Genomic DNA, 26,348 nt, shown 5'->3' with positions numbered 1-26,348 from the left:
CAGTCGATCCTCAGAAGGGGACGTCGTCGTCCAGATCGTCGTCGAAGGGCGGCCGACCGCCACCGCCGCCGGCGGGGCTGCCGCCGCCGCCCTGGTTCCAGCCGCCGCCACCCGAGCTTCCGCCCGAGCCGCCGCTACCCTGGTCCCAGCCGCCGCCCGAACCGCCACTCGATCCGCCGCCTTGGCCCCAGCTGTCGCCGCCGCCGCGCGATCCACCGCCGCCCGGCGCGCCGTCGAGCATGGTCAGCGTGCCGCCCATGCCCGCGATGACGACTTCGGTCGTATATTTGTCGTTGCCGTCGCGATCCTGCCATTTGCGGGTGCGCAGGCTGCCCTCGATATAGACCTTCGAGCCTTTTTTGAGGAAGCGCTCGACGACCCCGACCAGCCCCTCGCCGTTGATGACGACATTATGCCATTCGGTGCGCTCCTTGCGCTCGCCGGTCATCCGGTCCTTCCAGCTTTCGGAGGTCGCGATGCGGATATTGGCGATCTTGCCGCCGTTCTGGAATGACTTGATTTCGGGATCGGCGCCCAGATTGCCGATCAAAATTACCTTGTTGACGCTGCCTGCCATCCGCCGCTCCGCTCCGCTTGAAAGTGGGAAGGATCAGCCGAGTCCGAAGGCGACGGCCGTCCAATATGTGATACCAGCAGCGGCATAGGCGAGTGCGAATAAATAGCCAACCATGAACAGTGGCCATTTCCACCCGTTGGTTTCGCGACGGGTGATCGCGATCGTCGAGATGCACTGCGGCGCGAAGACGAACCAGGCGAGAAAAGCGAGCGCGGTCGCGAGGCTCCAACGCCCCTGGAGGCGCTCGCCGAGCGACATCGCCACCGCTTCCTCGTCATCGCCCGCATCGATCGCATTGGCGGTGGCGAGCGCCGACACCGCGACCTCGCGCGCCGCCATCGCGGGGATCAGCGCGAGCGCGATGTCGTGGTTGAAGCCGATCGGCTTCACGACGATTTCCAGCCCGCTCGCGATATGGCCGGCGATGCTATAGTCGACCTGGCGCACGGCGCTGCCTTCGGGCGCCTTGGGAAAGCTTAAGAGCAGCCACAGCACCACGGTGGTCGCGGCGATGATCGTGCCGGCGCGGCGCAGGAAGATCCACGCGCGCTGCCACAGCGCGATGGCGATGTCGCCCGCGCGCGGCCATTGATAACGCGGCATTTCCATCATGAAGCCCGCGGCATTGCCCTTGGTCACCGACCGGCGAAGGACATAGGCGACGAGCAATGCGCCGACGATACCGCTCAGGAACAGGCCGAAGAGGACGAGGCCCTGTAATCCGATCGGCGATCCGCCGACCGTGCGCGCGGGGATGAAAACGCCGATGATCAGCGTATAGACCGGCATGCGCGCCGAACAGGTCATCAGCGGTGCGATCAGGATCGTCGTCAGCCGGTCCTTTTCGTCGGGAATCGCGCGCGTCGCCATGATCCCCGGAACCGCGCAGGCGAAGCTGGAGAGGAGCGGGATGAAGCCGCGCCCCGACAGCCCGACCTTGCCCATCAGCCCGTCCATCAGGAAGGCGGCGCGCGTCATATAGCCCGACGCCTCGAGCAGCAGGATGAAGAGGAAGAGGATCAGGATCTGCGGCAGGAAGACGATCACCGCGCCGACCCCGGCGAGCAGCCCCTCGACGATCAATCCGCGCAGGAAACCGTCGGGCAGGACATCGACGACCCAGCCTTGCAGGATGCCGATCCCGCCCTCGAGAAAGTCGGCGGGCGCCTCGGCGGCGGCATAGACCGCCTGGAACATCACGAACATCAGCGCGAGCAGGATGAGGAGGCCGGCGACGGGATGGAGCACGACCTGGTCGACGCGCTGCGTCCAGCGGCGCACCGGAGTCTCGTCGATCGTCGCGGCGTGGGCGATCGCGCGGGCGCGCTGGTGGAGCGAGGCGTCGTTCGGCGGCGCGGGCGTGGCGGCGCGTGGCCGGTGCGTGACGATCGCGCCGTCGACCGCTTCGAGCAGCTCGGCAAGGCCGCGCCTGCGCACCGCGACGGTCGGCACCACCGGCACGCCGAGTTCGCGCGACAGCCGTTCGGGATCGAGCGTCAGCCCGTCGCGGGTCGCGAGGTCGAGCATGTTGAGCGCGATCACCGTCGGCAGGCCGAGCGACAGCAGTTCGAGCGCGAAGCAGAGATGATTGTCGAGGTTCGCGGCGTCGACGACGACGATCAGCGCGTCGGGGCGTGTCTCGCCCACCTGTTTGCCGAGCACGACGTCGCGCGTCACCGCCTCGTCGAGGCTTGCGGGGATCAGGCTGTAGGTGCCGGGCAGGTCGATCAGCGACAGCGGCCGGCCGTCGGCGAAGCTCGCATGCCCCGCCTTTCGTTCGACGGTGACGCCGGGATAATTGGCGATCTTTTGCCGCGCGCCGGTCAGCGCGTTGAACAGACTCGACTTGCCGGCATTGGGATTGCCGACAAGGGCGATGGAGGGGATCGCGCCGGTCATATCGTCGACTCGACCTCGATCGCCGCGGCCTGCCGCGCGCGGATGATCACCTGCATCCGCCCGATCGTCAGCGCGAGCGGATCGCGCGAAAAGATGCTGCCGCGATGGCGCGGGGTGACCTCACACCCTTCGAGCAGGCCGAATTCGCGCAGACGGCGTCCCTCGTCCTCCGACATCGCGGCCCAATCGATACGGGCGATGCGCACGGCGAGACCGAGCGGCGAGGAATCGAGCTTCGCGATCATTTGCGAGCGATTATCAATAACAGCAGGCGAACGCCAGCCCTGATTGCAAATCGCCCGTCAGCGCCCCGATAACGTCAGCGCCCCGGATAGCGCAGGCGGCCGACGAAGCGGGCCAGGCTCGGCCGTTCGATGCCGCGCGCGGCGCGGCGGTGTTTCCAGGCCTCGAAGCGCATCACGCTGTCGATGCGGCGCGCGAGGAAGGCGCGGGTGTCGGCGAAGCCTTCGCTTTCGTCGTTCAGCAACACCGCCATCGTCGAACCATAGACCGCGCCGAGGATCGCGCGTTTGCTGTAGTGATTATAGTCGGTCGCGGTGTCGCCCGCGAGCCGCCACATCAGGTCGGCGGCGCGCCAGCCGAGCCTTGCCGCGTGCGGTGCATTGGTCGGCAGCGCGAGCAACGCGAGGGCGCGGCGCAGCGATTCGCGGGCAGGCGCGAGCAGGTCGATGCGCGTTTCGACAAGCGTCGTGATCCGTTCGCGAATCTTGCGCGTCGCAAGCTTTTCGGCCGGCCAGGCCGCCGCCATCGCCGCGTCGATGTCGGCGAACCAGGCATCGACCATGTCGCGCGCGCCGCCGGGAAAGGCAAGCCGCGCTAGGTCGGGATCGACCCCGGCGCGGCGCGCGGCGTCGGCGAGCGCGGCGTTGCCGAAGCCGTCGAACGCGGCTCCTTCGGCGATCAGCGGTGCGAGCGCGGCGCGAATCTCGTCGAGCGTCGGATCGGCGGGCAGGGACGTGTTCAGCTTTTGGGCCATATGAATCAGATAGGCCGCGCCGCGCGGCTCGGCAACCTTATCAGGACGAGCGCGGCGGCGACCATCGCGCCGCCGAATATCTCCCACAGGCTCAGCGTCTCGCCGAAGACCAGCCAGCCCGCGACCGCCGCGACGACCGGCTGGACAAGCAGAGTCAACCCGACGACGAGCGGCGAAAAGCGCGGCAGCGCCCAGATCAGCAGGCCCTGTCCGACGAGCTGGCTCATCACCGCGAGGATGATCAGCGGCGTCCAGTTATGCGGGAGAATCGCCTCGCCCAGCGCGAGCGCGGTCCCGAGCAGGATCGGGATTCCGGCGGCGGACGCGATAGCGAGCGCCGACCAGGCCCCGACCTCGCCGCGCACGCGCTGCATCATCAGCACATAACCGGTGTAGAGCGCGCCCGCGAGCAAGCTCAACAGATCACCGGCCAGATAGGCCGCCGACGCCTCGTAACTCTGTCCCATGAGCAGCGCCGACCCCGCGAAGGCGAGCAAGACCGCCAGCGCCTGCCAGCCGCGCGGCCAGGTCCGCGACAGCATGATGCCCCATATCACGAGCAGCAGGCTGGCGCTGTTGCCGAACAGTGTCGCGTTGGCGACCTTCGTCTGCAGGATGCCGAGATGCCAGGCGGCGAGATCGAGCGCGAAAAAGACCCCCGCTCCAGTCGCGATCCCCAGGGCGCGGCGCGACGGCATCCGTCCGCCAGTCTCGCGCCAGGCAAGCACGAGCAGCACCGGCAGCGCGAGCGACAGGCGCCACAGGCCCGCTGCGACCGGCCCGGTGTCGGCGAAGCGCACGACGAGCGCGGTCAGCGACAACGCGAGATTGCCGCCGAGGAGCGCGGCAAAGGCCCAGCGGTTCGTCGTCGCCGCGACGGGTGCCATGTCCACGCTGTCGCTCTTGTTGCTCATTTAGATTTTCTTTTGCTACCCACCATTGTGCTGGCGCCGCGGCAACCATAGCTTCGCGGGCCATAGCGGCGACCGATGGGGTCGTCGCGGACAAAGTGAAAGGTGCAAGGACTATGGCCGCATCACTGTTCGATCCGATCAAGCTGGGAGCCATCGAGGCACCGAACCGCATCATCATGGCGCCGCTGACCCGCGGTCGCGCCGGGCCGGGTTTCGTGCCGAACGACCTGGCGCGCGATTATTACCGCCAGCGGGCCTCGGCCGGGCTGATCATCTCCGAAGCCACCGGCATCTCGCAGGAAGGGCTCGGCTGGCCGAGCGCGCCGGGGCTGTGGACCGCGGCGCAGGTCGAAGGCTGGAAGCCGGTGACCGACGCGGTCCACGACGCGGGCGGGCGGATCGTCGCGCAGCTCTGGCACATGGGGCGGCTCGTCCATTCGGTGTTCAACGACGGCAAGCAGCCCGTTTCGGCCTCGGCCACCAAGGGCGAAGGCCGCGCGCATACACCGGTCGGCCGCCGCGACCTGGAGGAAGCCCGGCCGCTCCGGCTCGACGAGATTCCGCGCGTGATCGCCGATTATGTCAAGGCGGCCGAAAATGCGAAGAAGGCGGGCTTTGACGGGGTTCAGCTTCACGGCGCCAACGGCTATCTGATCGACCAGTTCCTGCGCGACAACAGCAATCTGCGCGACGATGACTATGGCGGGCCGATCGCGAATCGCATCCGCCTGCTGCGCGAAGTCACCGAAGCGCTGATCGGCGTCTGGGGCAAGGACCGCGTCGCGGTGCGCCTGTCGCCGAACGGCGATTCGCAGGGGGTCGACGACAGCGCCCCCGAACCGCTGTTCACGGCCGCCGCCGCGGCGCTCGATGCGCTTGGCATCGCCTTCCTCGAACTGCGCGAACCCGGCCCCGACGGGACGTTCGGACGCACCGACGTGCCAAGACAGTCGCCCGCGATCCGCGCGGCGTTCAACGGGCCGCTGATTCTCAACAGCGATTATGACGTCGCGCTCGCCGAGGACGCGCTGGCGAGCGGGCTTGCCGACGCGATCGCCTTCGGCCGCCCGTTCATCGGCAATCCCGACCTCGTCGAGCGCATCCGCACCGGCACCGATTGGGCCGCCGACAATCCGCAGACCTGGTATTCGCCGGGGCCGGAAGGTTACACCGATTATCCGGCGCTGGTGACGGCCTGATATCTCGGCGTCGCCCCCGATTTCCGCCAAAGGCGAACAGCGGGGGCGACGGCTTAGCCTTTCTCGGCCAGCGCCTTGTCGATGATCCCGGCGCCGATCGGGCCCAATATCTGCCCGCCGAAGCGGAACAGCAGGAAAGCGCCGACGAAGAGGAGCAGCGGCGCGAGGAGCAGCGCGACGATCGCGGCGATCAGGACGACGACGACGATCGTCACGAAGCCGCCGCTCAGCACCTGCTGCCCCTTGGGGCCAAGCTCGATCGTTCGCGGTCCCTTGGCATCCCACCATTTGCCGGTGACGATCGTCTTGCGCTGCCCACCCGCGCGCGGCGGCGGCCGGCTGGTGCTGGACGCGGGCTGCGCGGTCGATTTCAGCGCCGGGCGATCGGTCGGCCGCTGAACCCACGGCCCTTTGCTGCGTTCGGCGATCGCGGCGGCCATGCGCGCCTTGCCATCGGCGGCGGCGGGAGTGGCGGCGGCGACCGTCGGCGCGGATTGCCGCGCCGGGGCGGGCCGCGCGCTCAGGCCCGATTCGGCGCGCGCCGCCGCCGACAGGTCGGGCGCGACGCTGGGTTTCGCGGGCCGGATCGGCTCGACACCCATGCTGCGATCGTGAATATCCATGCGCTCGGCCGCGCTGAGCGGCGTCTGGCCGGTTTCCTTGTCGATCACCACCAGCCGCCCGCCGCGCTCGACGACGGAAAAGCGGCTGGGAGGCGGTCGATCAACCAATGCCGAACTGTTCCTTCAAAGCGAGCATCGCGAGCGCAGCCTTCGCCGCCTCGCCGCCCTTATCCTTGCGCGTCTTGTCGGCGCGCGCAAGGGCTTGCTCCTCATTCTCGACGGTCAATATGCCGTTGCCGATCGCCAGCCCGTCGAGCGTCAGCGCCATGATGCCACGCGCGCTCTCGTTCGAGACCACCTCGAAATGATAGGTTTCGCCGCGAATCACGACGCCGAGCGCGACATAGGCGTCGTAGCGGCCGCTGTCGGCGGCTAGCGAAATGGCGGCGGGCACTTCCAAGGCACCGGGAACGGTCACCGTCTCGTGGCTATGCCCCGCGGCATCGAGTGCGCTGCGCACGCCGTCGAGCAGCATGTCGTTGAGGTGCGAATAGAAGCGGGCTTCGACGATCAGGACATGCGCCATTATTCGACCTCTCCGGGAATGGGACGTTCACCGACGACCGACAGGCCATAGCCTTCGAGGCCGACGATATTGCTGTGGGTGGGGGTGAGCAATTCCATCGCGTGGACGCCGAGGTCGGCGAGGATCTGCGCGCCGATGCCATAGGTGCGCAGGTCCATGCCGCCGGCCGGGGCCGGGGCCGCTTCGGCATCGGCCGAGCCGGGGAGCGGGCGCATCAGCATCACGATCACGCCGCTGCCCGCCTCGCCGACCGCGTCCATCGAACGCTGGAGGCGGCGTTTCCGCGGACCCGGGCGGCCCATGATATCGTCGAAGATCGACACCGCGTGCATGCGGACCAACGTCACGCCTTCGGGATCGACCGGCCCCTTCTGGAGCACCAGATTGACCGAGCCATCGACCTTGTTGCGATAGGATTTGAGCCGCCAGTCGCCGCCATAATCGGATTCGAAGGGCTCGTCCGCAACGCATACGACCAGCCGGTCGGTGCGGCTGCGATAGGCGATCAGGTCGGCGATCGTCCCGATCTTGAGCCCGTGGCGGCGCGCGAAGGGGATGAGGTCGGCGAGCCGCGCCATCGTCCCGTCGTCGTTCATGATCTCGCAGATCACGCCCGAGGGGTTGAGCCCGGCGAGCCGCGCGATATCGACCGACGCCTCGGTATGGCCGGCGCGCACCAGCACGCCGCCGTCGCGCGCGATCAGCGGAAAGATATGGCCCGGGGTGACGATGTCGTCGCGGGTCTTGCCCGCGTCGATCGCCACCGCGACGGTGCGCGCGCGGTCGCCCGCCGAAATGCCGGTGGTGACGCCCTCGCGCGCCTCGATCGAGGTGGTGAAGGCGGTTTCGTGGCGCGTGCCGTTGTTGCGGCTCATCAGTTCGAGCCCGAGCGTGTCGACCCGGCCGCGCGTCAGCGTCAGGCAGACGAGGCCGCGGCCGTGGGTCGCCATGAAATTGATCGCGTCGGGGGTCGCCATCTGCGCCGGAATGACGAGATCGCCCTCATTTTCGCGGTCCTCGTCGTCGACGAGGATGAACATGCGGCCGTTGCGCGCCTCGGCGATGATCTCCTCGGGGCTGGCCATCGGCGACAGGTCGCTGCCGTGCGCAAGCCAGTTTTCGAGCTTGCGCAGCGTTTCGGCGGTCGGGTTCCAGCCCTCCGACTCGAGGTCGCGAAGGCTGTTGGCGTGCAGGCCCGCGGCGCGCGCCAGTCCCGAGCGGGACATGGTGCCGTCTTCGACGATGGCGCGGATACGGTGGAGGAGCTGTGTGGACATGCCGCACTTGTTTCACATCATAGTGTGAGCGTCAATGCAGAAATCACATTGTAGGGGGGTGTAACGGCTTATTCGCGCAGAGGCGCAGAGAACGCAGAGGAATGAAATTATCCTGTTCCCCCGCGAAGGCGGGGGAACATTCAGCCTGGTTCCTTCGCGTTCTCTGCGCCTCTGCGCGAATCGTTTCCCGGCCTGCGGCCGATCCCGCGAATCAATTCGGCCCGAACACCGCCCCCGGATCGCGCGGCGTGGCGGCGGCTTTGGCGTCGAGCAGCGTGAGGAACTGGCCGGTGCGGTCGTCGCGCTTGGCATAATCGCGCGCCGACATGCCCGCGATATGATCGCTCTTGTCGGGACTTGCGCCGTGGCGGACGAGCAGGCGGACCATCGCGGCATTTTTCGCCTGCACGGCGAGGATCAGCGCGGTCTCGCCGCGGCGGTTGGTCTGATCGACGGGGGCCTTCGCGTCGAGCAGCGCTTCGGCGCCATCGGTGAAATTGAGCAGCGCGCAGTGCATCAGCGGCGTGACGCCCTGCCGGTCGGCGATCGACGGGTCGGCGCCCTTGCCGATCAGGAAGCGCAGCCAGGTCGGGTCGCGCCGCTTGGCGACGAGGATCAGCGCGGTCTCGCCGGTGTCGGGGTTGCGCGTGTTGACGAAGGACGGGTCGTCCTTCAGCGCCTCGGTCGCCTTGGTGCCGTCGCGATTGTCGACGGCCTGGAGGAAGCCATAGGCGCCGCGGAACTGGGCGAACGCCGGGGCGGGCGCCAGCGCACCCGCCGCCGCGGCGGCGAGCAGGGTCAGGAAGGCAAAGCGGAATTCCGCGCGTCGGAACATGGTGGGCGACCCCCTCGCAATATGTCGCGGATCGGGTGAAGCCAATTGCGCCGCCCGCACGACAATGGTTGATTTTCATGCCCTAGCCGATCAAGGCTGGCCGCATGATGAATATCGCAAACATGGGGCAAAAGCTCGTCCGTTCAAGTCTGCTTCTGCTTCTTGGCGCGATGCTTGCGGGCTGCAACCCCTCATCCGACGCGCCCGCCGCCACCCCGCCGCTCGCGGGCGCAAAGATCGGCGGGCCGTTCACCCTGATCGACCAGGACGGCAAGACCGTGCGCGATACCGACTTTGCGAGCCGATATCGCCTCGTCTATTTCGGCTACAGCTATTGCCCCGACATCTGTCCGGTCGACCTGCAAAAGCTGATGCGCGGCCTGGCGGCGTTCGAAAAGAGCGACCCGGCGCGCGGGGCGAAGATCGCGCCGATGTTCATCACGATCGACCCCGAACGCGACACGCCCGCCGCGCTGAAACCCTTCGTCAGCCGCTATCACCCGCGCCTCCTGGGCCTGACCGGCACCCCCGAACAGATCGCCGCGGTCGCGAAAGCCTTTGTCGTCATTTACAACAAGGTGCCGGGCTCGGCGCCCGACCGCTATCTGATGGCGCACAGCCAGTTGGCGTTCCTGATGGACCCGCAGGGCAAGCCGCTCGCGCTGCTGCCGCTCGACGACCCGTCGACCGATGGCGACGAGGGCGCGCCCGACAAGGTCGCCGCCGACCTGGCGAAATGGGTGATATGACCGCGAGGGGCGCCGCCGCGGAGCGCCCCTTCTGGGAAGCGCCACTCGCCAGCCTCGATGCGGGCGAGTGGGAGGCCCTGTGCGACGGCTGCGGCAAATGCTGCCTCCACAAGCTCGAGGATGAGGACACGGGCCGCATCTATCCGACCAATGTCGCGTGCCGCTTGCTCGACCTGTCGACCGCGCGCTGCGGCGATTACCGGCATCGCCGCCGCCATGTCCCCGACTGCCTGACGCTGACCAAGACCAAGGTCGCCGACATCGAATGGCTGCCGCAGACCTGCGCCTATCGCCTGCGCGCCGAGGGCGAGCCGCTGCCCGAATGGCATTATCTGGTCTGCGGCGACCGCGACGCTGTCCACCGCGCGGGCGAATCGATCGTCGGCTGGACGGTGGCCGAGGATATGGCGGGTCCGCTGGAGAATCATCTTGTCGAACGCGTCGTCTGACCTTCAGGGCGACCGGCCCCAGCTATGGGTCGGTGAGACGCCGTGGCCGGTGCGGCTTGTCCATCACGCCCAGTCGCGCCGCTACAAGCTGATCTTCGACGGCGCGCGCGGCGAATTGCGGCTGACGCTGCCGCGCCGCGCCAATGCGGCGCGCGCGCTCAAATGGGCAAGCGAGCAGCAGGAGTGGCTGGCCGAACAGGTCGGCAAAGCCGCCGCGCCGCTGTGCGTCGGCCCGGGCGATTCGGTGCCCGTCTTTGGGGTTTTGCGCCGCATCGACTGGAATCCGGATGCGCCGCGCGCGGTGCGACTGGCGGGCGACGCCGTGACAGTCGGCGGACCCGCCGAAACCGTCGGCCGCCGCATCGAGCGCTGGCTGAAGGCCGAAGCGCTCGCGATCATGACGCGCGAAAGCCGTGAGATCGCCGACCGCGCGGGGCTTGGCCTCGGCCGCGTCGGGGTCGGCGACCCGCGCAGCCGCTGGGGCAGTTGCACCCACGGCGGCGATCTTCGCTATAGCTGGCGGCTGGTGATGGCGCCCGATCAAGTCCGCCGCGCGACCGTCGCGCACGAGGTCGCGCATCTGCGGCACATGGATCACGGCCCCGATTTTCACGCGCTGGTCGATGAACTGCACGGCGGCGACGTCGCCGCCGCGCGCGCCTGGCTGCGCCGCGAAGGGCGCGGGCTGCACCGCTACAGGTTCGGCTGACGGCCCTCGCCGCCCGGCGTGCGCTGCGGTGCCGGAATCTTCGGCGGCGGCGGCGCGGGCACCGTCTTTAGCTGCGGCACCGCCTTGGGCGCCGCGCCCGAGTCGGGCGGCGGCGGGCGGCGGCCGGTCTGTTCCTCGATCCATTGCTGGTTGAGCACCGGACTCTCGTCCTGCGGCGGCGGCGGCGGCGCGTCGCCCTGCTGCTGCTGCGGGGGGCGGCTGTCATAGGGAAGCTCGATCGGCATGCCATTGTCGTCGGTCAGCCCTTCGTCGCCCGGCTCGCCCAGATAGGCGTCGCTTTCGTCCTCGAGCTGCCATTCGGGCAGCTTGACCTGAGTGTCGAAAGGCTCGACCGGGCGGCGCGCGACCGCGATCCGCATATAATCGGCAAAGGCCTTGGCCGGAGCGCGGCCACCCTGGAGGCCCCCGACCGGCTTTGCATCGTCGCGGCCCATCCACACGCCGGTGGTGAGGCCGCTCGAAAAGCCGAGGAACCAGCCGTCCTTGTTGCTCGACGTCGTCCCGGTCTTGCCCGCGACGGGGCGCCCGATCTGCGCCGCGCGGCCGGTCCCGGTCGCGACCGCGGTCTGAAGAAGGTCGGTGATTCCGGCGGCGACCCAGCTATCGACGAGCAGTTGCCCGCGCTCGGCCGGCCGCTGAAAGAGCAGCCGCCCGTCGGCGGTCGTGACCTTGGTGATCGCATAAGGCTGCGCCGACACGCCCTTGCGCGCGACCGCGGCGAAGGCGGCGGTCATGTCGATCACCCGCACCTCGGCGCTGCCGAGCACCATCGAGGGGTGGGTGTTGATCGGCGTCGTGATGCCGAAGCGGCGCGCCATGTTGGCGACCGACGAAAAGCCGACCTCGTCGCCCAGCTTCGCCGCGATGGTGTTGACCGAATAAGCGAAGGCGGTGCGCAGGCTCATCGCTCCAGCAAAGCGGCCCGACGAGTTGCGCGGGCTCCAGCCGTTGATCGTCACCGGTTCATCGACCACCTGGTCGTCAACCTTATGCCCCGCTTCGAGCGCGGCCATATAGACGAACAGCTTCCATGCCGATCCCGGCTGGCGCAGCGCCTGCGTCGCGCGGTTATAGTTCGAGGCGACATAGTCGGTGCCGCCGACCATCGCGCGCACCGCGCCGTCGCGGTCGATCGAGACCAGCGCCGCCTGCACGCCCTTCGGCGTGTCGGCCTGGACCGCCGCGGTCGCCGCGCGCTGCATGCCAAGGTCGAGGGTGGTAAAGACGTCGAGCGCCTCGCTGCCCTCGTCGATCAGCATGTCGAGCTGCGGCAGCGCCCAGTCGGTGAAATAGCGCGCACTGTTCTGCCCCGTTTCCTGCGCAAGCTGGACGTCGGCGGGTTTCGCGCCATCGGCCTGCGACTGGGTGATGAAGCCCGCATCGACCATCGTTTCGAGGACGACCCCCGACCGGCCGAGCGCGGCGGCGGCGTCGGCGGTCGGCGAATAGCGCGACGGCGCCTTGACCAGCCCCGCGACCACCGCGGCCTCCGACAGCGACATCTCGGTCGCGCTATGCCCGAAGAAGCGCCGCGATGCGGCGTCGATGCCATAGCTGCCGCCGCCGAAATACACCTTGTTCAAATAAAGTTCGAGCAGCTCGTCCTTCGAGAATTTCCATTCGAGCGCGAGCGCGAGCACCATTTCGCGCGCCTTGCGCGTCCAGGTATAGCTGTTCGACAGAAAGATGTTGCGCGCAAGCTGCTGGGTGATCGTCGAGGCGCCCTGCATGCGGCGGCCGGTGCCATAATGTTCGACCGCGAACACCGCGGCGCGGCTTATGCCGACGGGATCGATCCCCGGATGATAGCGAAAGCGGCGATCCTCGACCGCGACCATCGCGTCCTGCATCACCTGCGGCGTCTCGGTCAGCGTCAGCCAGCGGCCGTAATTGGGGCCGAGCGAGAGAAAGACCGTGCCGTCGGCGGCGTGGACGCGGATCGTCTGCCCGGCGGGCGATTTCTTGAGCTCCTCGAAGCTCGGGATGCGCTGCACCGCGATGCCGACCGCGACGGCGATCGCGACCGCGCCGACGAAGGCGAGGCCGAGCCCCCAGCGGAACAGCCGCCGGAGCCAGATGCGGAAACGCGACGGACCGGCGGGCGAGCCCTTGCCCGAGCCTCCCTTGCCCGACGATGACGATTTACCCGAGGATGCCTGCTGTCGTTCGCGGCGCAAACCCTATGTTCCTTCCCTCGCGAAACCCCGCTGCATCGACCGGCGGGGGCGGTCAGCCCTTGCCGGTGTCCGCCTCATCCGGCGCGCGCTCCGCGAAGTCAAGCGCCGCGCTGTTGATGCAGTAGCGAAGCCCGGTCGGTCCGGGGCCGTCGGGAAAGACATGGCCGAGGTGGCCCTCGCACCGTGCGCAGCGCACTTCGGTGCGGACCATGCCGTGGCTCTGGTCGGTCAGCTCGATCACCGCCGCGTCGGCGGCGGGCGCGGTATAGCTGGGCCAACCCGACCCGCTGTCATATTTGGTGCGGCTGTCGAACAAAAGCTCGCCGCAGCCGGCGCAGCGATAGACGCCGTCGCCCTTGTGGTCGGTATATTTGCCGGTGAAGGCGCGCTCGGTGCCGCCCTCGCGCAGCACATGCTGCGCCATGGGGTCGAGGGCCTTGTCGGCTTTGGGGTCGGTCATGGTGGGAACTCCTTGCGGCGGCGCCCGGCGGCGTCTGGCTGGCTCTTATATCGGCCCGGCGCCGGGTCGCGACAAGCCCCCAGGGACGCCTGCGCCTCCTCTGCGCGAATCCCCTAAACGCGCGTCATCTGCGACGCAAAGCGCACCAGCGACGGAAAAGCCGCCGCGATTGCCGTCAACAAACCGGCGCTGCGCCGGTTTTCGCCCGCGCGCCAGATCAGGTTCGCGACGGCGAAGGGCCGCGCCATGCGCGTAGCGAGCGCTTGCTGGAAAGCGGGGGCCGCCGCCGCGCCGCCGCGCTGCCAGGCCAGCGCCGCGGCCGCGGCGCTGGCAAGGGCGAGTCCCATGCCTTCACCCGCCAGGCTCGGGATCACCCCCGCCTGGTCGCCGAGGCGGAACAGGCCCGGCGCGGTGTCGGCCGCGCGCCAGCCATAGGGGACATGGCCGATCGCATCGATCGGGCGCGCCCAGTCGGCGTGCGCGAGTCGCTCGCCAAGATGCGGCAAGCCGTCGCCGAGCGCGCGGAGCAGCGCCGTCGGGTCGCCGCCCGCTTCGTCGAGGCGTGACTTGTGGACCGCGAGGCAGAGGTTGCCGCAGCCACCCTCCTGCCGCACCAGCCCGGCATAGCCGCGATCGAAGAGGTGAAGCTCGACCGCATCGCCGACGAGACGATCGAGCGCCGGGTGCGCGGGAAGGCGGAGCCGCAGGCCGATGACGGGATCGGCGCGCTGCCACGGCGCGGGATCGCGCGCGAAACCGCGAAAGCCATGCTTGCCCGCGGCGAGGAAGATCGACGGCGCGGCGAGCGCAGCGCCGTCGCGCGTCTGCACCGCGCCGCCCGCAAACGCCGTTGCGTGGACGCCGCGCTCCAGGCCCGCGCCCGCGGCAGCGGCGGCGGCCTGCAAGGCGGCGTCGAGTCGGCGGCGCGACACGCCGATCGCCGCGTGGGGCAGCCGCGTCTCGCTCGCCCGTTCGCCCGCGAACAGCCGCACGCGGCGGACCGTCTGTCCGCCAAGCGCGGCGCGATCGATACCGAGCGCGTCGAGCCGCGCGAGCGTCCGCCAGCTCAGGAAGCCGCCGCACAGGGCGTCGCCCGTTTCGCGCGCGCGGTCGAGCAGCAGCGGCTTCGCGCCCGCCCGCGCCAGCCCGATCGCCGCCGCCGACCCGGCGGGCCCGGCGCCGACGACGATCGCGTCGGGCCTGGTCACCGGGTCACCGGATGCGCTCGACGCAGAGCCGGTAGGGAAAGCTGCGGAAGATGCGGCATTGGCTCGCGGTGTCCGATAGCGCGTCGGCGAGCGTCGCCTGCCATTCGGCGCGGCGAAAGCTGCGGCCGACCGAAAGTTGCCCGTCGCGGCGCACGATCGGGTCGACCAGGGCCAGGCTCGCGAGCAGCGGATAGCCCGCGAACGGCAGGCGCTGGCGATGCAGGTCGTTGACCAGCCAGCCGCGCGTGCCTTCCGCCTCCATGAAGCGCAGGAAATCGCGCCGCTGCCCGCCGTCCATATGGTGGGTGACAAGGCTCGACAGGATGATGTCCCACCCCTGCCCCGCCAGGTCGCGATAATCGCCGGTGATCAGCCGCGCGCGGTCGCCGAGTCGCGCCGCGGCGACGGGCGCGCTTTTCGGATTGAGATCGACGCCCACCAGATCGAGCGCGACGCCGTGCGCGTCGCCCCAGCGCGCGATCGCCAAAAGCATGTCGCCGGCGCCGAAGCCGACGTCGAGGATGCGCCACGGCTTTGCCCCGATTCCCCCCGCTTCCACCCCCCGCGCGCGGACGCGGCCCAGAAAGCCCATGGTCGGCCGCCGCGCGAGCGTCAGACCATTGATCCGCGACAGGTCGGCGAGCACTTTCGCATAATGCGCGGGCGGCAGGTCGGCCGCGTCCATCTCTTCCTCGCGCGCGATCGGCCGGGCGAGGCTGGCGAAGGGGTTCATGCGTCGAACCGGATCGCCTCGGCGGCGAGGCCGGGACCGAAAGCGATCGCAAGCCCCTGCCCCGCCGCGCCGCGTGCGATCATCGCGGCGAGCACGAACAGGATCGTCGCCGACGACATATTGCCGAAGCGCGCCAGCACCGCGCGGCTGTCGGCGAGCGCATCGGCGGGCACGTCCAGTCCATGTTCGACCGCGTCGAGTACTGAGCGGCCGCCGGCGTGGACCGCGAGCAGCGGCGGCGTGCCGCCTCCGAACAGCCGCTCGCGCACCGGAGGCGCCGCCAGCGCCTCGCGCAGGCGGCCGGGCACTTCGCCCGACAGATGCATCGCAAAGCCGGTGTCACCGATGTCCCAGCGGATCATCTCGGCGCTGTCCTCGAGCGCGAGGCTGATCCCCTCGCCCAGTTCGAGTCCGCTCGCATCGGCCGAGACGATCCCCGCCGCCGCGCCGTCGCTGAATTGCAGCATCGCGAGCAAGGGTTCGGGGCGATCCTCGAGTTGCAGGTGCAGCGTCGATAATTCGACGCTGACGACCAGCACGACGGCGTCGGCCTGCGACCGCACGATATGCCGCGCGGTGCGCAACGCAGTGATCCCGGCATAGCAGCCCATGAATCCGATCAGCACGCGCTCGACGCTCGGCGCCAGCTTCAGCCGGCGCGCGAGGATCTGGTCGATCCCCGGCGCGACGAAGCCGGTGCAGCTTGCGACGACGATATGAGTGACGCGCGCGGGGTCGAAGGCATCGCCGAGCGCTGCGATCGCCTGCATCGCAAGGTCGGGGGCATGATCGGCATAGGCCGCCATCCGCACCGAGGTCGGGGGAAGGCCGGGATGGTCGTAGAAGCCGCCCGGCGCGACCGGCGAACCGCCCGTCGGTGTCGGCGGCAGCACCGACCAGCGATGGTCGATCCCCGACCGCGCCGCCATCCGCGCGAAGAGTGCGCGGACGCGCTCGTCGGCGAGACGCGGCGTCGCCCAATCGATAAAGGCGTGATGGATGTCGTGACCCGGCACCGCGGTGGCGAGAGCATTGAGGCGGACAGAAGGTGGGCGGAGCGGGGGGCTGCTCATGGCGCTGGTTAGACCGAAAGGGGCACCCCCGCCAGCCGATAAGCGCGCAGTCGGCTTTACCGCGGCTTAACCATGAAGCGTCTATGCCGATCCGCGTGAAACCGCGCCTTTTATCCGTGCTTTTCCTGTGGCTCGCCCTTCCTTCGGCGGCGTCGGCGCAATGTATGCTGTGCGGCAAGGGGGACAGCGGGTCGGTCGCGGCGAACCGCAAGGCCGAAACGCCGCTTCGCATCGACATCGAAACCCAACTCGACATGGGCCGCGTCGCGGCGGGCGCGAGCGGCGGCGAAGTCGATCTCGACCCCGTCACCGGCGCCCGCCGCCTTAGCGGCGACGTCCGCGACCTGGGCGGCTTCGCGGTGACCGGCACCGTCACCGTGCGCGGCGAACCCGGCGCCCAAGTGCGCATCTTCCTGCCCACCGCGGTCGATCTCGAAAACGGCAGCGGCCGGACCGCGCGCGTCACCGGCCTTGCCACCGACCTCGGCGCCGCGCCGCGACTCGGCCCCGACGGCCGCCTCATCTTCCGCTTCGGCGGCCGGTTGCAGGTCGCGGGCGCGAGCGACGGCGACTATCGCGGGCGGATTCCGGTGACGGTCGAATATCAATAGGGCGGCGAAGGATGGTTTGGGGGGATGGGGAGCGGCCTTTTAATGTCGCCATGCTGAACTTGTTTCAGGGTGACGATGAAGGATAGGGTGGCTTCCGGTCGAAAGCCGCCGCGCCTCCCCTCTGGTCCCGAACCCTACCCTCGCGTGCCGAACAGCGCCGTCCCGACGCGCACATGCGTCGCGCCGAGCATCACCGCGGTTTCATAATCGCTGCTCATCCCCATCGAGCGCAGCGGCAGGCCGTGGCGTTCGGCGAGTTCGTCGAGCAGTGCGAAATAGGGTGCGGGCTCGACGTCGGCGGGCGGGATCGCCATCAGGCCTTCGATCTTGAGGCCCGCCGCGGCCGCTTCGGCAAGCAGCGCGGGCAGGTCGCGCACCGCACAGCCGCCCTTCTGCTCCTCGTCGCCGATATTGACCTGGACGAAGAACTGCGGCCGCCTGCCGGTCTTTTCGCAGGCTTTCGCGAGCGCCTGCACCAGCGACGAGCGGTCGACCGAATGAATCGCATCGAACAGGCCGATCGCTTCCTCGGCCTTGTTCGACTGGAGTTGGCCGATCAGGTGGAGCGTGACGTCCGCCGTCGCGGCGCGCAGTGCGGGCCATTTCGCCGCGGCTTCCTGGACGCGATTCTCGCCGAAATGGCGCTGGCCCGCGGCGATCAACGGGCGGATGGCGTCGGCGTCGTGCGTCTTCGACACCGCGATCAGGCAGATATCCGCGGGCTTTCGCTGCGCGCGCTTCGCCGCCTCCGCGATCACCGTCTTCACTTCGGCCAACCGATTCGCCGCGTCGTCCATAGCTCGTCCTCGAAGGGCGCGCGTTGCGCGCGCTCGCGACGCGCCTATAGGAAGGGCGATGGTCCGGCGCCACCCTCTTGCCCGCAAGCTTGCCCCCAAATTGCCTGACGCCTGGCTGTTCAGCGACGAGCGGCTCGCGGCGGACATGGCCGAACTCGCCGCGATCCTGCCGCCGGGGAGCGGCATCGTCGTGCGCCACGACGGGCTGGCGCCCGGCGCGCGCTGGCGGCTGTTTCGGCGGCTGGCGCGAATCGCGCGGGCGCGCAAGCTGCGGCTGTTGCTCGCCGGGACGCCCGCGCTCGCGAAACGCTGGGGCGCCGATGGTGTCCACCTCCGCCAGCCGCTCGCGCGCCGCGCCGCGCAGGCGCATCGGCTTGGCCTGATCGCCACCCTGCCGGTCCACGACACGCGCGAAGCGCGCGCCGCGCGGCGCGCACGCGCCGACGCCGCCTTCGTCTCACTGCTCCATCCGACGCGCTCGCACCCCGGTGCGCCAGCGCTGGGGCGCGCGGCGTGGCTGCGGCTCGCGCGGCTCGCTGGCACAAAGGCCGTGGCGCTCGGCGGTATGACCCCGGCGCGGGCGCGGGCGCTGCGCCGCGCGGGGGCGCATGATGCCGGTTGGGCGGCGATCGATAGCTGGGATGAAAAGGCCACGAAGCGGCGTTCAAGGCCGCGTTGAGACTGGGTTCGGGGTGAACCGAAAACGCTGCTTTTTAGAGACTCGGAGTACTGCGCACTCATGTGCGTGAACACCGGAAGCTCGAAAAAAGTGACGTTTCAGACCGCAGCGGCCCAAATATCAACGCAGGCTAGAAGCGGAAGGCCGTCCCGACATAGACCGCCTGGCTGTCGCGGCGCGAATCGGTCAGCGGCTGGACGCGATCGTCGGTGCGATAGCGGACGCCCGCCGTGACATCGAGATTCTTGGTCAGGCGATAGCTGCTGACGACATCGACATTCTGGTCGTCACCGGGCGCGGTGATGCGGTCGGTCGCGCCGGCCGGATCGCTCGGCTGGCTCGTCACGCGGGCCGCGAAGCGCGACTTCCGCTCGGCCTGTTCGGGCGCCTTCGCGACCGGCAGGTTGCGCAGGTCGACTCCGCGCGGCAGCGCCGGGGTGACGAATTTCTGGAAGCCGACCGATGCGCCGAGATTATAGGCGATCGGCGTGATCGCGATCGGCATATTGGCGCGACCAGCGGCCAGACCAGTCGTGCGCGCGGCGCTCGACGCGTCGTCGCGGGTGCGGATCACGACGGTGATGGCGCGATTCTGGCGGGTCCGGTCGGTGACCGCGGGCGTGAAGCTGAAGCTCCGCCGCGTTTCGGCCGACATCTTGTTATAGCGCGCGATCAGGCGCTGATCGCCCGAAGCGGGGGTGAACTGGCCGAGCAGGCTTTCGGACAAATGGGTGTCGCGGATGCGGTCGGCGCGGGTCATCGCGGCGAGCGCAGGCGGAAGCGCAACCGAAATCGCCGCAGCGGCGAACAGCCCAACCTTCCAGAAATGTCGCGGCTTCCGCGCCATAATCCTGCGACTCCATCCCCAATCGACTCGTCAGATAGGCCTCTGGCGGGGATAATTCCAGTGATTCCCGAACGAATTATCGCGCCGCTCCGGCTTTTCGCCGAACTTGTTGCGCGAACACCACAGTGCGGCCCCAAACTGAGCCGGAGGTGAATGGCCGAAAAGACGCGATGGCCGCGCTTGCCGGACGGCGGCAAGGGCGATAGAGACGCTGACAAATTTGCAGCAGTGCAGCCGGTTTTTCGCCCGGCGGCGCCCAGTATAAGGTGTTTCGGCATGTCCAAGCTTTCCGTTCTTGCTTCGCCCGGTCGCCGTTCGGCCGCGCTCGCGCTGCTCGGGCTCGCGGCGCTCGGCCTCTCGGCCTGTGGCGGCAAGGAACGGCCGAAGGCCGATCTCGCGGCGTCGCAGGTGACGACGATCGGCGTGAACGCCTATCTCTGGCGCGCCTCGCTCGACGCCTTGTCGTTCATGCCGCTGCTCCAGGCCGATTCGTCGGGTGGGGTGATCATCACCGACTGGTACGCGAACCCCGCGAATCCGGGCGAGCGGATGAAGGTCACCGTCTCGATTCTCGACCGCGACCTGCGCGCCGACGCCCTTCGCGTCGCCGCCTCGCGCCAGGTGTCGCAGGGCGGCACCTGGGCCGACGCGCCGGTGCAGGCGGCCACGGTGCAGAAGCTCGAGGAAATCATCCTCACCCGCGCCCGCGACCTGCGTCGCGGCGCGATCGAGGGTTGATTCCAAAACCCCGCAAAGGCGGGGGCCTCTCCGGTTGTTTCGGATTTAAGCGGCAGGTGATGGCCCCCTTCGCGGGGGCGCGCAGTTTTGGCAGATGATTTGATTGCAGAATAACGGGGTAACCGAACACATGACCCGCGAACCGCGCTTTGGCGCCCTCGCCGCCGATGCCCGCTGGCAGGCGGCCTGGGACGCCGCGAACAGCTTTGCCACGAACGAGAGCGACGACAAGCCGAAAGCCTATATCCTCGAGATGTTCCCCTATCCGTCGGGGCGCATCCACATGGGACACGTCCGCAACTATGCGATGGGCGACGTGCTCGCGCGCTTCAAGCGGATGACCGGACACGATGTCCTCCACCCGATGGGCTGGGATGCGTTCGGCATGCCGGCGGAAAACGCCGCGATGGAAAAGGGCGTCCACCCCGGCGGCTGGACCCGCGCCAATATCGCCGCGATGCGCGCGCAGTTGAAGCGCCTGGGCCTCGCGATCGACTGGAGCCGCGAGCTCGCGACCTGCGAGCCCGATTATTATGGCCAGGAACAGGCGCTATTCCTCGACCTGTTCGCCGCCGGACTCGTCACGCGCAAGGAAAGCTACGTCAACTGGGATCCGGTCGATATGACCGTGCTCGCCAACGAGCAGGTGATCGACGGCCGCGGCTGGCGTTCGGGCGCGCTGGTCGAAAAGAAGAAATTGTCGCAGTGGTTCCTCAAGATCACCGCCTTTGCCGACGATTTGCTCGAAGGGCTCGGCAAGCTCGACCATTGGCCCGACAAGGTGCGGTTGATGCAGGAAAACTGGATCGGCAAGTCGCAGGGGCTGGAGTTCAGCTTCAAGCTGGCGGGCGGCGCACCCGGGTTCGACGTCTTCACGACGCGCCCCGACACGCTTTTCGGCGCGAGCTTCGCGGCGATTGCGCCCGACCATCCGCTCGCCGAGCGGCTGGCGAAGGATTCGCCCGAGCTGACCGCCTTCATCGCCGAATGCCGCCGCCAGGGCACGTCGGCCGAACAGATCGAAACCGGCGAGAAGCTGGGCTTCGACACCGGCCTTTCGGTCGAGCATCCGCTCGATCCCGACTGGCATATGCCGGTCTGGGTCGTGAATTATGTGCTGATGGATTATGGCACCGGCGCGATCTTCGGCTGTCCCGCGCACGACCAGCGCGACCTCGATTTCGCGCGCAAATATGAACTGCCCGTCCACCGGGTGATCGCCGACGGCGAGGAGACCGAGCAGGTCTTCCACAGCGACGAGGCCTATGTCGGCCCCGGCCGCCTCGTGAACAGCCATTTCCTCGACGGGATGACGATCGACGCGGCGAAGGCCGCGGTGATCGCGCGCGCCGAGCATGAGGGCTGGGGCAAGGGCACCACGGTTTGGCGCCTGCGCGACTGGGGCGTGTCGCGCCAGCGTTACTGGGGCACGCCGATCCCCTTCATTCACTGCGCCGCGTGCGGCACGGTGCCGGTCCCCAAGAGCCAGCTTCCCGTCGTGCTGCCCGAAGATGTCGATTTCTCGGTCCCCGGCAATCCGCTGGTTCGCCACCCGACGTGGAAGCATGTCGCGTGCCCGTCGTGCGGCGGCGAGGCGGTGCGCGAGACCGACACGCTCGACACCTTCGTCGATTCGTCCTGGTATTTCCTGCGTTTCGCAAGCTCGCCGTCGGACAAGCCGTTCGATCCTGAAGTGATCCGCCGCTGGCTGCCCGTCGATCAATATATCGGCGGCATCGAGCATGCGATCCTCCACCTGCTCTACGCGCGCTTCTGGACGCGCGCGCTCAAGCATCTGGGGATGATCGATATCGCCGAACCCTTCGCCAGCCTGTTCACGCAAGGCATGGTGACGCACGAAACCTATAGCCGCGCCCAAGGCGAAGGCCTGCCGCCGCTTTTCTTCACCCCCGACGAGATCAGCCGTTCGGCCGACGGCGCTACGCTCGACGCCGATGGCGCGCCGGTCACCGTCGGCCGCGTGATCAAAATGTCGAAGTCGAAGAAGAATGTCGTCGATCCCGACGCCATCCTCGATCAGTATGGCGCCGACGCCGCGCGCTGGTTCATGCTGTCCGACAGTCCGCCCGAACGCGACCTGCCGTGGAGCGAGGCGGGGATCGAGGGCGCATGGCGTTTCGTCCAGCGGCTGTGGCGGATTTTCGGTGAGACCGAAAGCATCGGCGACGGCGGCGAAGACAAGGGCCTCGCGCGCAAGCTGCACCAGGCGATGGCCGGGATCGCGGCCGATATCGAGGCGCTCGGTTTCAACAAGGCAGTGGCCAAAATCCACGCGCTCGCCAACGAGATCGAAAAGGCGCCCCCCTCGGCGACTCGCGCCGAGGCGTGCCGCGCCTTGATCCTGCTCGTCGCGCCGATGCTCCCGCACCTGGCCGAAGAAGCCTGGGCGGCGCTGCCCGCCAGCCAGCGCACGACCGACCTCGTCGCCGATGCCGCATGGCCCGCCGCCGATCCGGCGCTGCTCGTCGAGGATGAGGTGACGATCGCGATCCAGGTTGCTGGCAAGCTGCGCGATACGATGACGATGCCCAAGGGACTCGACAGGGGGGCGGCCGAGGCCGCGGCGCTCGCGCGCCCGCGCATCGCCGAGCTGCTCGGCGGGGTGGCGCCGAAGAAGGTGATTGTGGTCCCCGACCGTTTGGTGAATATCGTTCCCTGATGGCTTGGAACGCCTTCCCCCTTCCCGTTCGCATTGAGCGAAGTCGAGATGCCCGTCGGTCGTGCGCGCGCTCTGGGTGTGTCGAATTCGGCCCTTGGCCGAAGTTTATCATGAGCGCCTGCCAAGGCAGTCGAACGGCTCGACACGAACGGATATCTAGGTCACATATTCAAGCATGCGCGCTCTCCTGACCTCCTCGCTCGTCGCCGCCTCGCTGATGCTCGGCGGCTGCGGCCTCAGGCCGCTCTATGCGAACGGCAGCAAGGGAGCGGTGGCGCAGGTGCTCGCCGACGTCGATGTCGCGCCGATCGAGGGGCATAGCGGTTTCCTCGTCCGCAACGCGCTGCGCGACCGGTTGCAGGCGACGCAGGCCGGGCATGGCGCGGGCAAAAGACTGCGGCTCGACGTCCGGCTCGAGGATATGATCACCGGCTTTGGCGTCCGCGCCGACGATGCGGTGACGCGCGAGCGGCGGACGCTTCGCGCGCGCTATCAACTCGTCGATGCCGCGAGCGGCGAGGTATTGCTCGACGCGACCGCGGCGCAGGACGCCGGGATCGACGTCGTCGGCAGCGAATATGCGACGATCGCCGCCGAATCGACCTCGCTCGAACGGCTCGCCTCGGGGGTCGCCGACCAGATCGACGCGCACCTCGCGGTGATCGCCAACCGCGGCGGCGGCCAGTCGGCCGACGCCCCGGCGCCCGCCCCGCCCCCCGCCGGGCAATGAAAAGCGTCAAGCCCGCCGACCTCGAACGCCAGACGCGCCTCGACCCGGCCCTTCGCTTCATCCTGCTTACCGGCCCCGACGAAGCGACGATGGCGGCGGTCGCGGGTCATTTGATCGGCCTCGCCGGCAAGGACACCGAACGCCTCGACCTCACCGGATTGCAACTGTCGCAGGATCCGTCGCTGCTGGCGGCCGAGGCGGCGTCGATGTCGCTCTTTTCGCCGAGCCGGGTGATCCGGCTCGAAATTTCGGGCAGCGGCGACGACAGCCTCGCCGCCGTCGAGGCGTTGCTCGCGGCCGAAACCGCGATCAACCCGGTGATCGCGACCGGCGCGTCGATCACCGCGAAATCGAAACTCGTCAAGCTTGTCGAAGGATCGAGCCACGCCGTCGCCGCGATCTGTTACCAGCCCGACCGGCGCGCGCTCGTCGGCATCGCGATGACGGCGGCCGGGGAGGAAGGCCTCCGGCTCGCCAATGCCGAGGCGCAACTGCTCGTCGATCTCGTCTCGGGCGACCAGGCCCTGATGCGCCGCGAGATCGAGAAGATCGCACTCTATCTCGACGCCGCGCCCGATCGCCAGCGGCAGGTGACCGTCGCCGACATCGCCGCGCTCGGCGCCGCGACCCACGAAGAGGATGTCAGCGCGTGCATCAATGTCGCACTCGGCGGCAAGGTGCGCGAGATGCCCGAGATGCTGGCCAAGGCGGCGGCGGTCGGCGTCGCCGAGATTCGCATCATCCGCGCGCTCGCTATCCGCGCGATGCAGCTTGCGCGGCTGCGCGACGAGGTCGATGGCGGCGCGCACCCCGCGACGGTGGTTTCGGCGCGAAGCAGCGGCGTCTTCTGGAAAGAGCAGGGCGCGGTGACCGCACAGCTCCACATCTGGGATTCGGTGCGCGTCGCACGGCTGATGACGCGGTTGCTCGACTGCGAGCGCGCGCTCAAAACCTCGGGCACCGCGGGCGCGGTGCTGTTCCGCAAGCTGATGACCGACATCGCGCACCAGGCGGCGCGGGCGCGCTGATCAAGCGGCCGGCACCACAACCGGATCGGGCGGGACGAAGGTCCAGATCGTGTCGCCGGGTTCGACCGGCGGGCGGTGCTGCATCGAAAAGACCGCGAGCTCGCCATTGGCGCGCGCGATCGCCAGGCTGTCGCCGCCCGACGCCTTTATCCGCGCCACGAAATCGGCGTAGGAGAATTTCTCGGTGATCCGGGTGCGCCCGAAACTCCATCCGGCCTGCAGCCGGTCGAGCTGCTCCTCGATCGGGGTTCCGCCAAGCGTCAGCACGCGCCCGCGCCGCCCGGTGCCGGTCTGCGCGGTCACCAGCATCCGGCTCACCCGGTCGTGGCCGACCTCGGGCGCCAGTTCACTGCACACCAGCGCATTATAGCTGTCGTTGTCGGTCGCCGCGATCAGTTGCTGATAGCGGCCCATGTCGAGATCCTCGTTGTGCGTCTCGTCCAATATGTCGCCCTGATAGACCGGCAAGTCGGCGCGGCGCGCGCGGCGAAGGGCGAACTTGCTCTCGTCGGCGATCAGCACCTCGCTTCCCTGTGCCTTGATGAATTCGGCGAAAGCGATCGTCCAGCTGTTCGCGCCGACCAGCAGCACGCCATTGCCCTTGCCGCGGTCGAGCCCGAGCCAGCGGGCAAAGGGCTGGGCGGTGAAACCGTGCGCGAAAATGGTCGCGATGACGACCGCGAAGGACAATGGCACCAGCGCCTCGGCGCCCGGCACGCCATAGTCCGACAGGCGCAGCGCGAACAGGCCGGTCACCGCCGCGGCGACGATGCCGCGCGGCGCGATCCACGCCACGAACAGGCGCTCCTTGAAGGGAATGCGGGTAAAGAGCAGCGCGATCATGATCGTTACCGGCCGGACGACGAACAGCAGCAGGATCAGGAACAGCAGGAAACGTATCTGGAAATTGGTCACCACGGTCCAGTCGAGCGTCGCCGACAGGATGATGAACACGCCCGAGACGAGGACAACGGTCAGATCCTCCTTGAACCGCATCAGCATATGGCTCGAATCGGTTTCGCGGTTCGCCATCACCACGCCCATCGCGGTGACGGTGATCAGCCCGGTTTCGTGCATCACCAGATCGGACAGGACGAAAACCGCGATCACCGTCGTCAGCAGCACCGGCGCCTTCAGATATTCGGGCACCCAGCCGCGGACGAAGGCGGCCGTCAGCGCGAAGGCGGTGCCGCCGCCGATCAGCACCGCGAGCACGCTTGCCGCGACGACGTCGGTGATGATCGCGGTGCTGTTCGCCTGCGCGCCGCCGTGGGTGATATAGGCATAGATGCCGACCCCGAGCAGCGCGCCGATCGGATCGTTCACGATCGCTTCCCATTTCAGCATATGCTTGACGCGCGGCGTGATGTTCAGCGTGCGCAGCATCGGCACGATCACCGTCGGGCCGGTCACCACCATGATACCGCCGAACAGCGCCGCAAGCTCGAGCGACAGTCCGGCGCCATAATAAGCCGCGGCGGTGCCCAGCGCCCAGCCGATCGGCACGCCGATGAACACGAGCATGAACACCGCCGCGCCGGCATGGCGCAGATCGCGAAACTTCAGCGTCAGCCCGCCCTCGAACAGGATCACCGCGACCGCGAGCTTGATGATCGGTTCGCGCAGCGCGCCGAAGTCGCGCGCGGGATCGATCAGGCCCAGGATCGGCCCCGCGACGATCCCCGCGACCAGCATCAGCGCGATCGCGGGCTTGTTCGTGCGCCAGGCGACCCATTGGGCGCCGATACCGATGACCCCGATCAGGGCGATCTTGACGAGCAGGGAGTCGATCGCGAACATGATGCAAGCCTA

The 26,348-nt window shown here is 68.6% G+C and carries 27 protein-coding genes; 10 read left to right on the top strand and 17 right to left on the bottom strand.

Going from position 1 to position 26,348, the window contains the following annotated elements:
• Positions 1-10 precede the first annotated feature (10 nt).
• The 5 genes from ssb to CVO77_RS11410 form a co-directional block, all read right to left on the bottom strand.
• Positions 11-577, bottom strand: a complete 567-nt coding sequence (gene ssb / locus CVO77_RS11430; protein WP_105999166.1) for a single-stranded DNA-binding protein — start codon at positions 575-577, stop codon at positions 11-13.
• 33 nt (positions 578-610) lie between these two features.
• Entirely contained in the window at positions 611-2,476 is a 1,866-nt protein-coding gene (gene feoB, locus CVO77_RS11425; protein ID WP_105999165.1) for a ferrous iron transporter B, read from the bottom strand.
• On the bottom strand, positions 2,473-2,721 hold the full coding sequence (locus tag CVO77_RS11420) for a FeoA family protein (protein ID WP_105999164.1): 249 nt from the start codon (positions 2,719-2,721) through the stop codon (positions 2,473-2,475). Before CVO77_RS11420 ends, feoB begins: the two co-directional genes overlap by 4 nt.
• A 74-nt stretch (positions 2,722-2,795) precedes the next feature.
• Complete coding sequence (locus CVO77_RS11415) at positions 2,796-3,473, bottom strand: COQ9 family protein (RefSeq protein ID WP_105999163.1); 678 nt, start codon at positions 3,471-3,473, stop codon at positions 2,796-2,798.
• Between the two features lie 5 nt (positions 3,474-3,478).
• Complete coding sequence (locus CVO77_RS11410; protein ID WP_242445909.1) at positions 3,479-4,387, bottom strand: DMT family transporter; 909 nt, start codon at positions 4,385-4,387, stop codon at positions 3,479-3,481.
• A 113-nt stretch (positions 4,388-4,500) separates the two neighbouring features.
• On the opposite strand from CVO77_RS11410, the gene CVO77_RS11405 reads away from it, so the two are divergent.
• Positions 4,501-5,586, top strand: coding sequence for an alkene reductase (locus tag CVO77_RS11405; protein WP_105999162.1), 1,086 nt, complete (start codon positions 4,501-4,503; stop codon positions 5,584-5,586).
• A 53-nt stretch (positions 5,587-5,639) separates the two neighbouring features.
• Here CVO77_RS11405 and CVO77_RS11400 read toward each other — a convergent pair whose 3' ends face one another.
• The 4 genes from CVO77_RS11400 to CVO77_RS11385 form a co-directional block, all read right to left on the bottom strand.
• A complete protein-coding gene (locus CVO77_RS11400) occupies positions 5,640-6,317 on the bottom strand; it encodes a hypothetical protein (protein WP_105999161.1) in 678 nt (225 codons plus the stop codon).
• On the bottom strand, positions 6,310-6,735 hold the full coding sequence (ribH, locus tag CVO77_RS11395; protein WP_105999160.1) for a 6,7-dimethyl-8-ribityllumazine synthase: 426 nt from the start codon (positions 6,733-6,735) through the stop codon (positions 6,310-6,312). Before ribH ends, CVO77_RS11400 begins: the two co-directional genes overlap by 8 nt.
• A complete protein-coding gene (ribB, locus tag CVO77_RS11390; RefSeq protein WP_105999159.1) occupies positions 6,735-8,012 on the bottom strand; it encodes a 3,4-dihydroxy-2-butanone-4-phosphate synthase in 1,278 nt (425 codons plus the stop codon). Before ribB ends, ribH begins: the two co-directional genes overlap by 1 nt.
• A gap of 211 nt (positions 8,013-8,223) precedes the next feature.
• Positions 8,224-8,847 carry an ankyrin repeat domain-containing protein gene (locus CVO77_RS11385; protein ID WP_105999158.1) on the bottom strand — a complete coding sequence of 208 codons (624 nt, stop codon included), beginning with the start codon at positions 8,845-8,847 and terminating at the stop codon, positions 8,224-8,226.
• Between the two features lie 104 nt (positions 8,848-8,951).
• Here CVO77_RS11385 and CVO77_RS11380 point away from each other — a divergent pair, with 104 nt between their 5' ends.
• The 3 genes from CVO77_RS11380 to CVO77_RS11370 are packed head-to-tail and all read left to right on the top strand — an operon-like array spanning position 8,952 to position 10,754.
• On the top strand, positions 8,952-9,596 hold the full coding sequence (locus CVO77_RS11380; RefSeq protein ID WP_105999157.1) for an SCO family protein: 645 nt from the start codon (positions 8,952-8,954) through the stop codon (positions 9,594-9,596).
• A complete protein-coding gene (locus CVO77_RS11375) occupies positions 9,593-10,045 on the top strand; it encodes a YcgN family cysteine cluster protein (RefSeq protein ID WP_105999156.1) in 453 nt (150 codons plus the stop codon). The genes CVO77_RS11380 and CVO77_RS11375 overlap by 4 nt, the downstream gene beginning before the upstream one ends.
• A complete protein-coding gene (locus CVO77_RS11370) occupies positions 10,026-10,754 on the top strand; it encodes a M48 family metallopeptidase (protein WP_242445908.1) in 729 nt (242 codons plus the stop codon). Before CVO77_RS11375 ends, CVO77_RS11370 begins: the two co-directional genes overlap by 20 nt.
• On the opposite strand, the gene CVO77_RS11365 is transcribed toward CVO77_RS11370, so the two are convergent.
• From CVO77_RS11365 to CVO77_RS11345, 5 genes are all read right to left on the bottom strand, one after another.
• Positions 10,739-12,952 (bottom strand): transglycosylase domain-containing protein, encoded by a 2,214-nt coding sequence (locus tag CVO77_RS11365; protein WP_105999155.1) that lies wholly within the window; start codon positions 12,950-12,952, stop codon positions 10,739-10,741. The genes CVO77_RS11370 and CVO77_RS11365 overlap by 16 nt on opposite strands.
• Before the next feature lie 52 nt (positions 12,953-13,004).
• Positions 13,005-13,412 carry a peptide-methionine (R)-S-oxide reductase MsrB gene (gene msrB / locus CVO77_RS11360; RefSeq protein WP_105999154.1) on the bottom strand — a complete coding sequence of 136 codons (408 nt, stop codon included), beginning with the start codon at positions 13,410-13,412 and terminating at the stop codon, positions 13,005-13,007.
• A 113-nt stretch (positions 13,413-13,525) separates the two neighbouring features.
• Complete coding sequence (locus CVO77_RS11355) at positions 13,526-14,620, bottom strand: NAD(P)/FAD-dependent oxidoreductase (RefSeq protein WP_105999153.1); 1,095 nt, start codon at positions 14,618-14,620, stop codon at positions 13,526-13,528.
• A 4-nt stretch (positions 14,621-14,624) separates the two neighbouring features.
• Complete coding sequence (locus CVO77_RS11350; RefSeq protein WP_242445907.1) at positions 14,625-15,353, bottom strand: methyltransferase domain-containing protein; 729 nt, start codon at positions 15,351-15,353, stop codon at positions 14,625-14,627.
• Positions 15,350-16,426 (bottom strand): type III polyketide synthase, encoded by a 1,077-nt coding sequence (locus CVO77_RS11345; protein ID WP_105999152.1) that lies wholly within the window; start codon positions 16,424-16,426, stop codon positions 15,350-15,352. The genes CVO77_RS11350 and CVO77_RS11345 overlap by 4 nt, the downstream gene beginning before the upstream one ends.
• A gap of 95 nt (positions 16,427-16,521) precedes the next feature.
• Here CVO77_RS11345 and CVO77_RS11340 point away from each other — a divergent pair, with 95 nt between their 5' ends.
• Positions 16,522-17,037: a DUF4402 domain-containing protein gene (locus tag CVO77_RS11340; protein ID WP_242445906.1), complete on the top strand. Its 516-nt coding sequence runs from the start codon at positions 16,522-16,524 to the stop codon at positions 17,035-17,037.
• Positions 17,038-17,171: 134 nt separating this feature from the next.
• On the opposite strand, the gene CVO77_RS11335 is transcribed toward CVO77_RS11340, so the two are convergent.
• Positions 17,172-17,834 carry a YggS family pyridoxal phosphate-dependent enzyme gene (locus tag CVO77_RS11335; RefSeq protein ID WP_105999150.1) on the bottom strand — a complete coding sequence of 221 codons (663 nt, stop codon included), beginning with the start codon at positions 17,832-17,834 and terminating at the stop codon, positions 17,172-17,174.
• Between the two features lie 58 nt (positions 17,835-17,892).
• On the opposite strand from CVO77_RS11335, the gene CVO77_RS11330 reads away from it, so the two are divergent.
• A complete protein-coding gene (locus tag CVO77_RS11330; protein WP_105999149.1) occupies positions 17,893-18,513 on the top strand; it encodes a thiamine phosphate synthase in 621 nt (206 codons plus the stop codon).
• Between the two features lie 130 nt (positions 18,514-18,643).
• On the opposite strand, the gene CVO77_RS11325 is transcribed toward CVO77_RS11330, so the two are convergent.
• Positions 18,644-19,360: a hypothetical protein gene (locus tag CVO77_RS11325; RefSeq protein WP_105999148.1), complete on the bottom strand. Its 717-nt coding sequence runs from the start codon at positions 19,358-19,360 to the stop codon at positions 18,644-18,646.
• Positions 19,361-19,636: 276 nt separating this feature from the next.
• On the opposite strand from CVO77_RS11325, the gene CVO77_RS11320 reads away from it, so the two are divergent.
• The 4 genes from CVO77_RS11320 to holA all read left to right on the top strand — a co-directional run bounded on the left by CVO77_RS11320 (position 19,637) and on the right by holA (position 24,536).
• Positions 19,637-20,098, top strand: coding sequence for a DUF3576 domain-containing protein (locus CVO77_RS11320; RefSeq protein ID WP_105999147.1), 462 nt, complete (start codon positions 19,637-19,639; stop codon positions 20,096-20,098).
• Positions 20,099-20,228: 130 nt separating this feature from the next.
• A complete protein-coding gene (gene leuS, locus CVO77_RS11315) occupies positions 20,229-22,778 on the top strand; it encodes a leucine--tRNA ligase (protein WP_105999146.1) in 2,550 nt (849 codons plus the stop codon).
• Between the two features lie 175 nt (positions 22,779-22,953).
• A complete protein-coding gene (lptE, locus tag CVO77_RS11310) occupies positions 22,954-23,508 on the top strand; it encodes an LPS assembly lipoprotein LptE (RefSeq protein ID WP_105999145.1) in 555 nt (184 codons plus the stop codon).
• Positions 23,505-24,536: a DNA polymerase III subunit delta gene (gene holA, locus CVO77_RS11305; RefSeq protein WP_105999144.1), complete on the top strand. Its 1,032-nt coding sequence runs from the start codon at positions 23,505-23,507 to the stop codon at positions 24,534-24,536. The genes lptE and holA overlap by 4 nt, the downstream gene beginning before the upstream one ends.
• Here the strand turns inward: holA and CVO77_RS11300 are convergent, their stop codons facing one another.
• Positions 24,537-26,336 carry a cation:proton antiporter gene (locus tag CVO77_RS11300; RefSeq protein WP_192878819.1) on the bottom strand — a complete coding sequence of 600 codons (1,800 nt, stop codon included), beginning with the start codon at positions 26,334-26,336 and terminating at the stop codon, positions 24,537-24,539.
• Positions 26,337-26,348 lie beyond the last annotated feature (12 nt).

Origin of the sequence: Sphingopyxis lindanitolerans (assembly GCF_002993885.1) — a bacterium.
GTDB lineage: Bacteria > Pseudomonadota > Alphaproteobacteria > Sphingomonadales > Sphingomonadaceae > Sphingopyxis > Sphingopyxis lindanitolerans.
The sequence above is the reverse complement of the archived record's forward strand: the minus strand, read 5'-3'. Positions and strand labels throughout refer to the sequence as shown.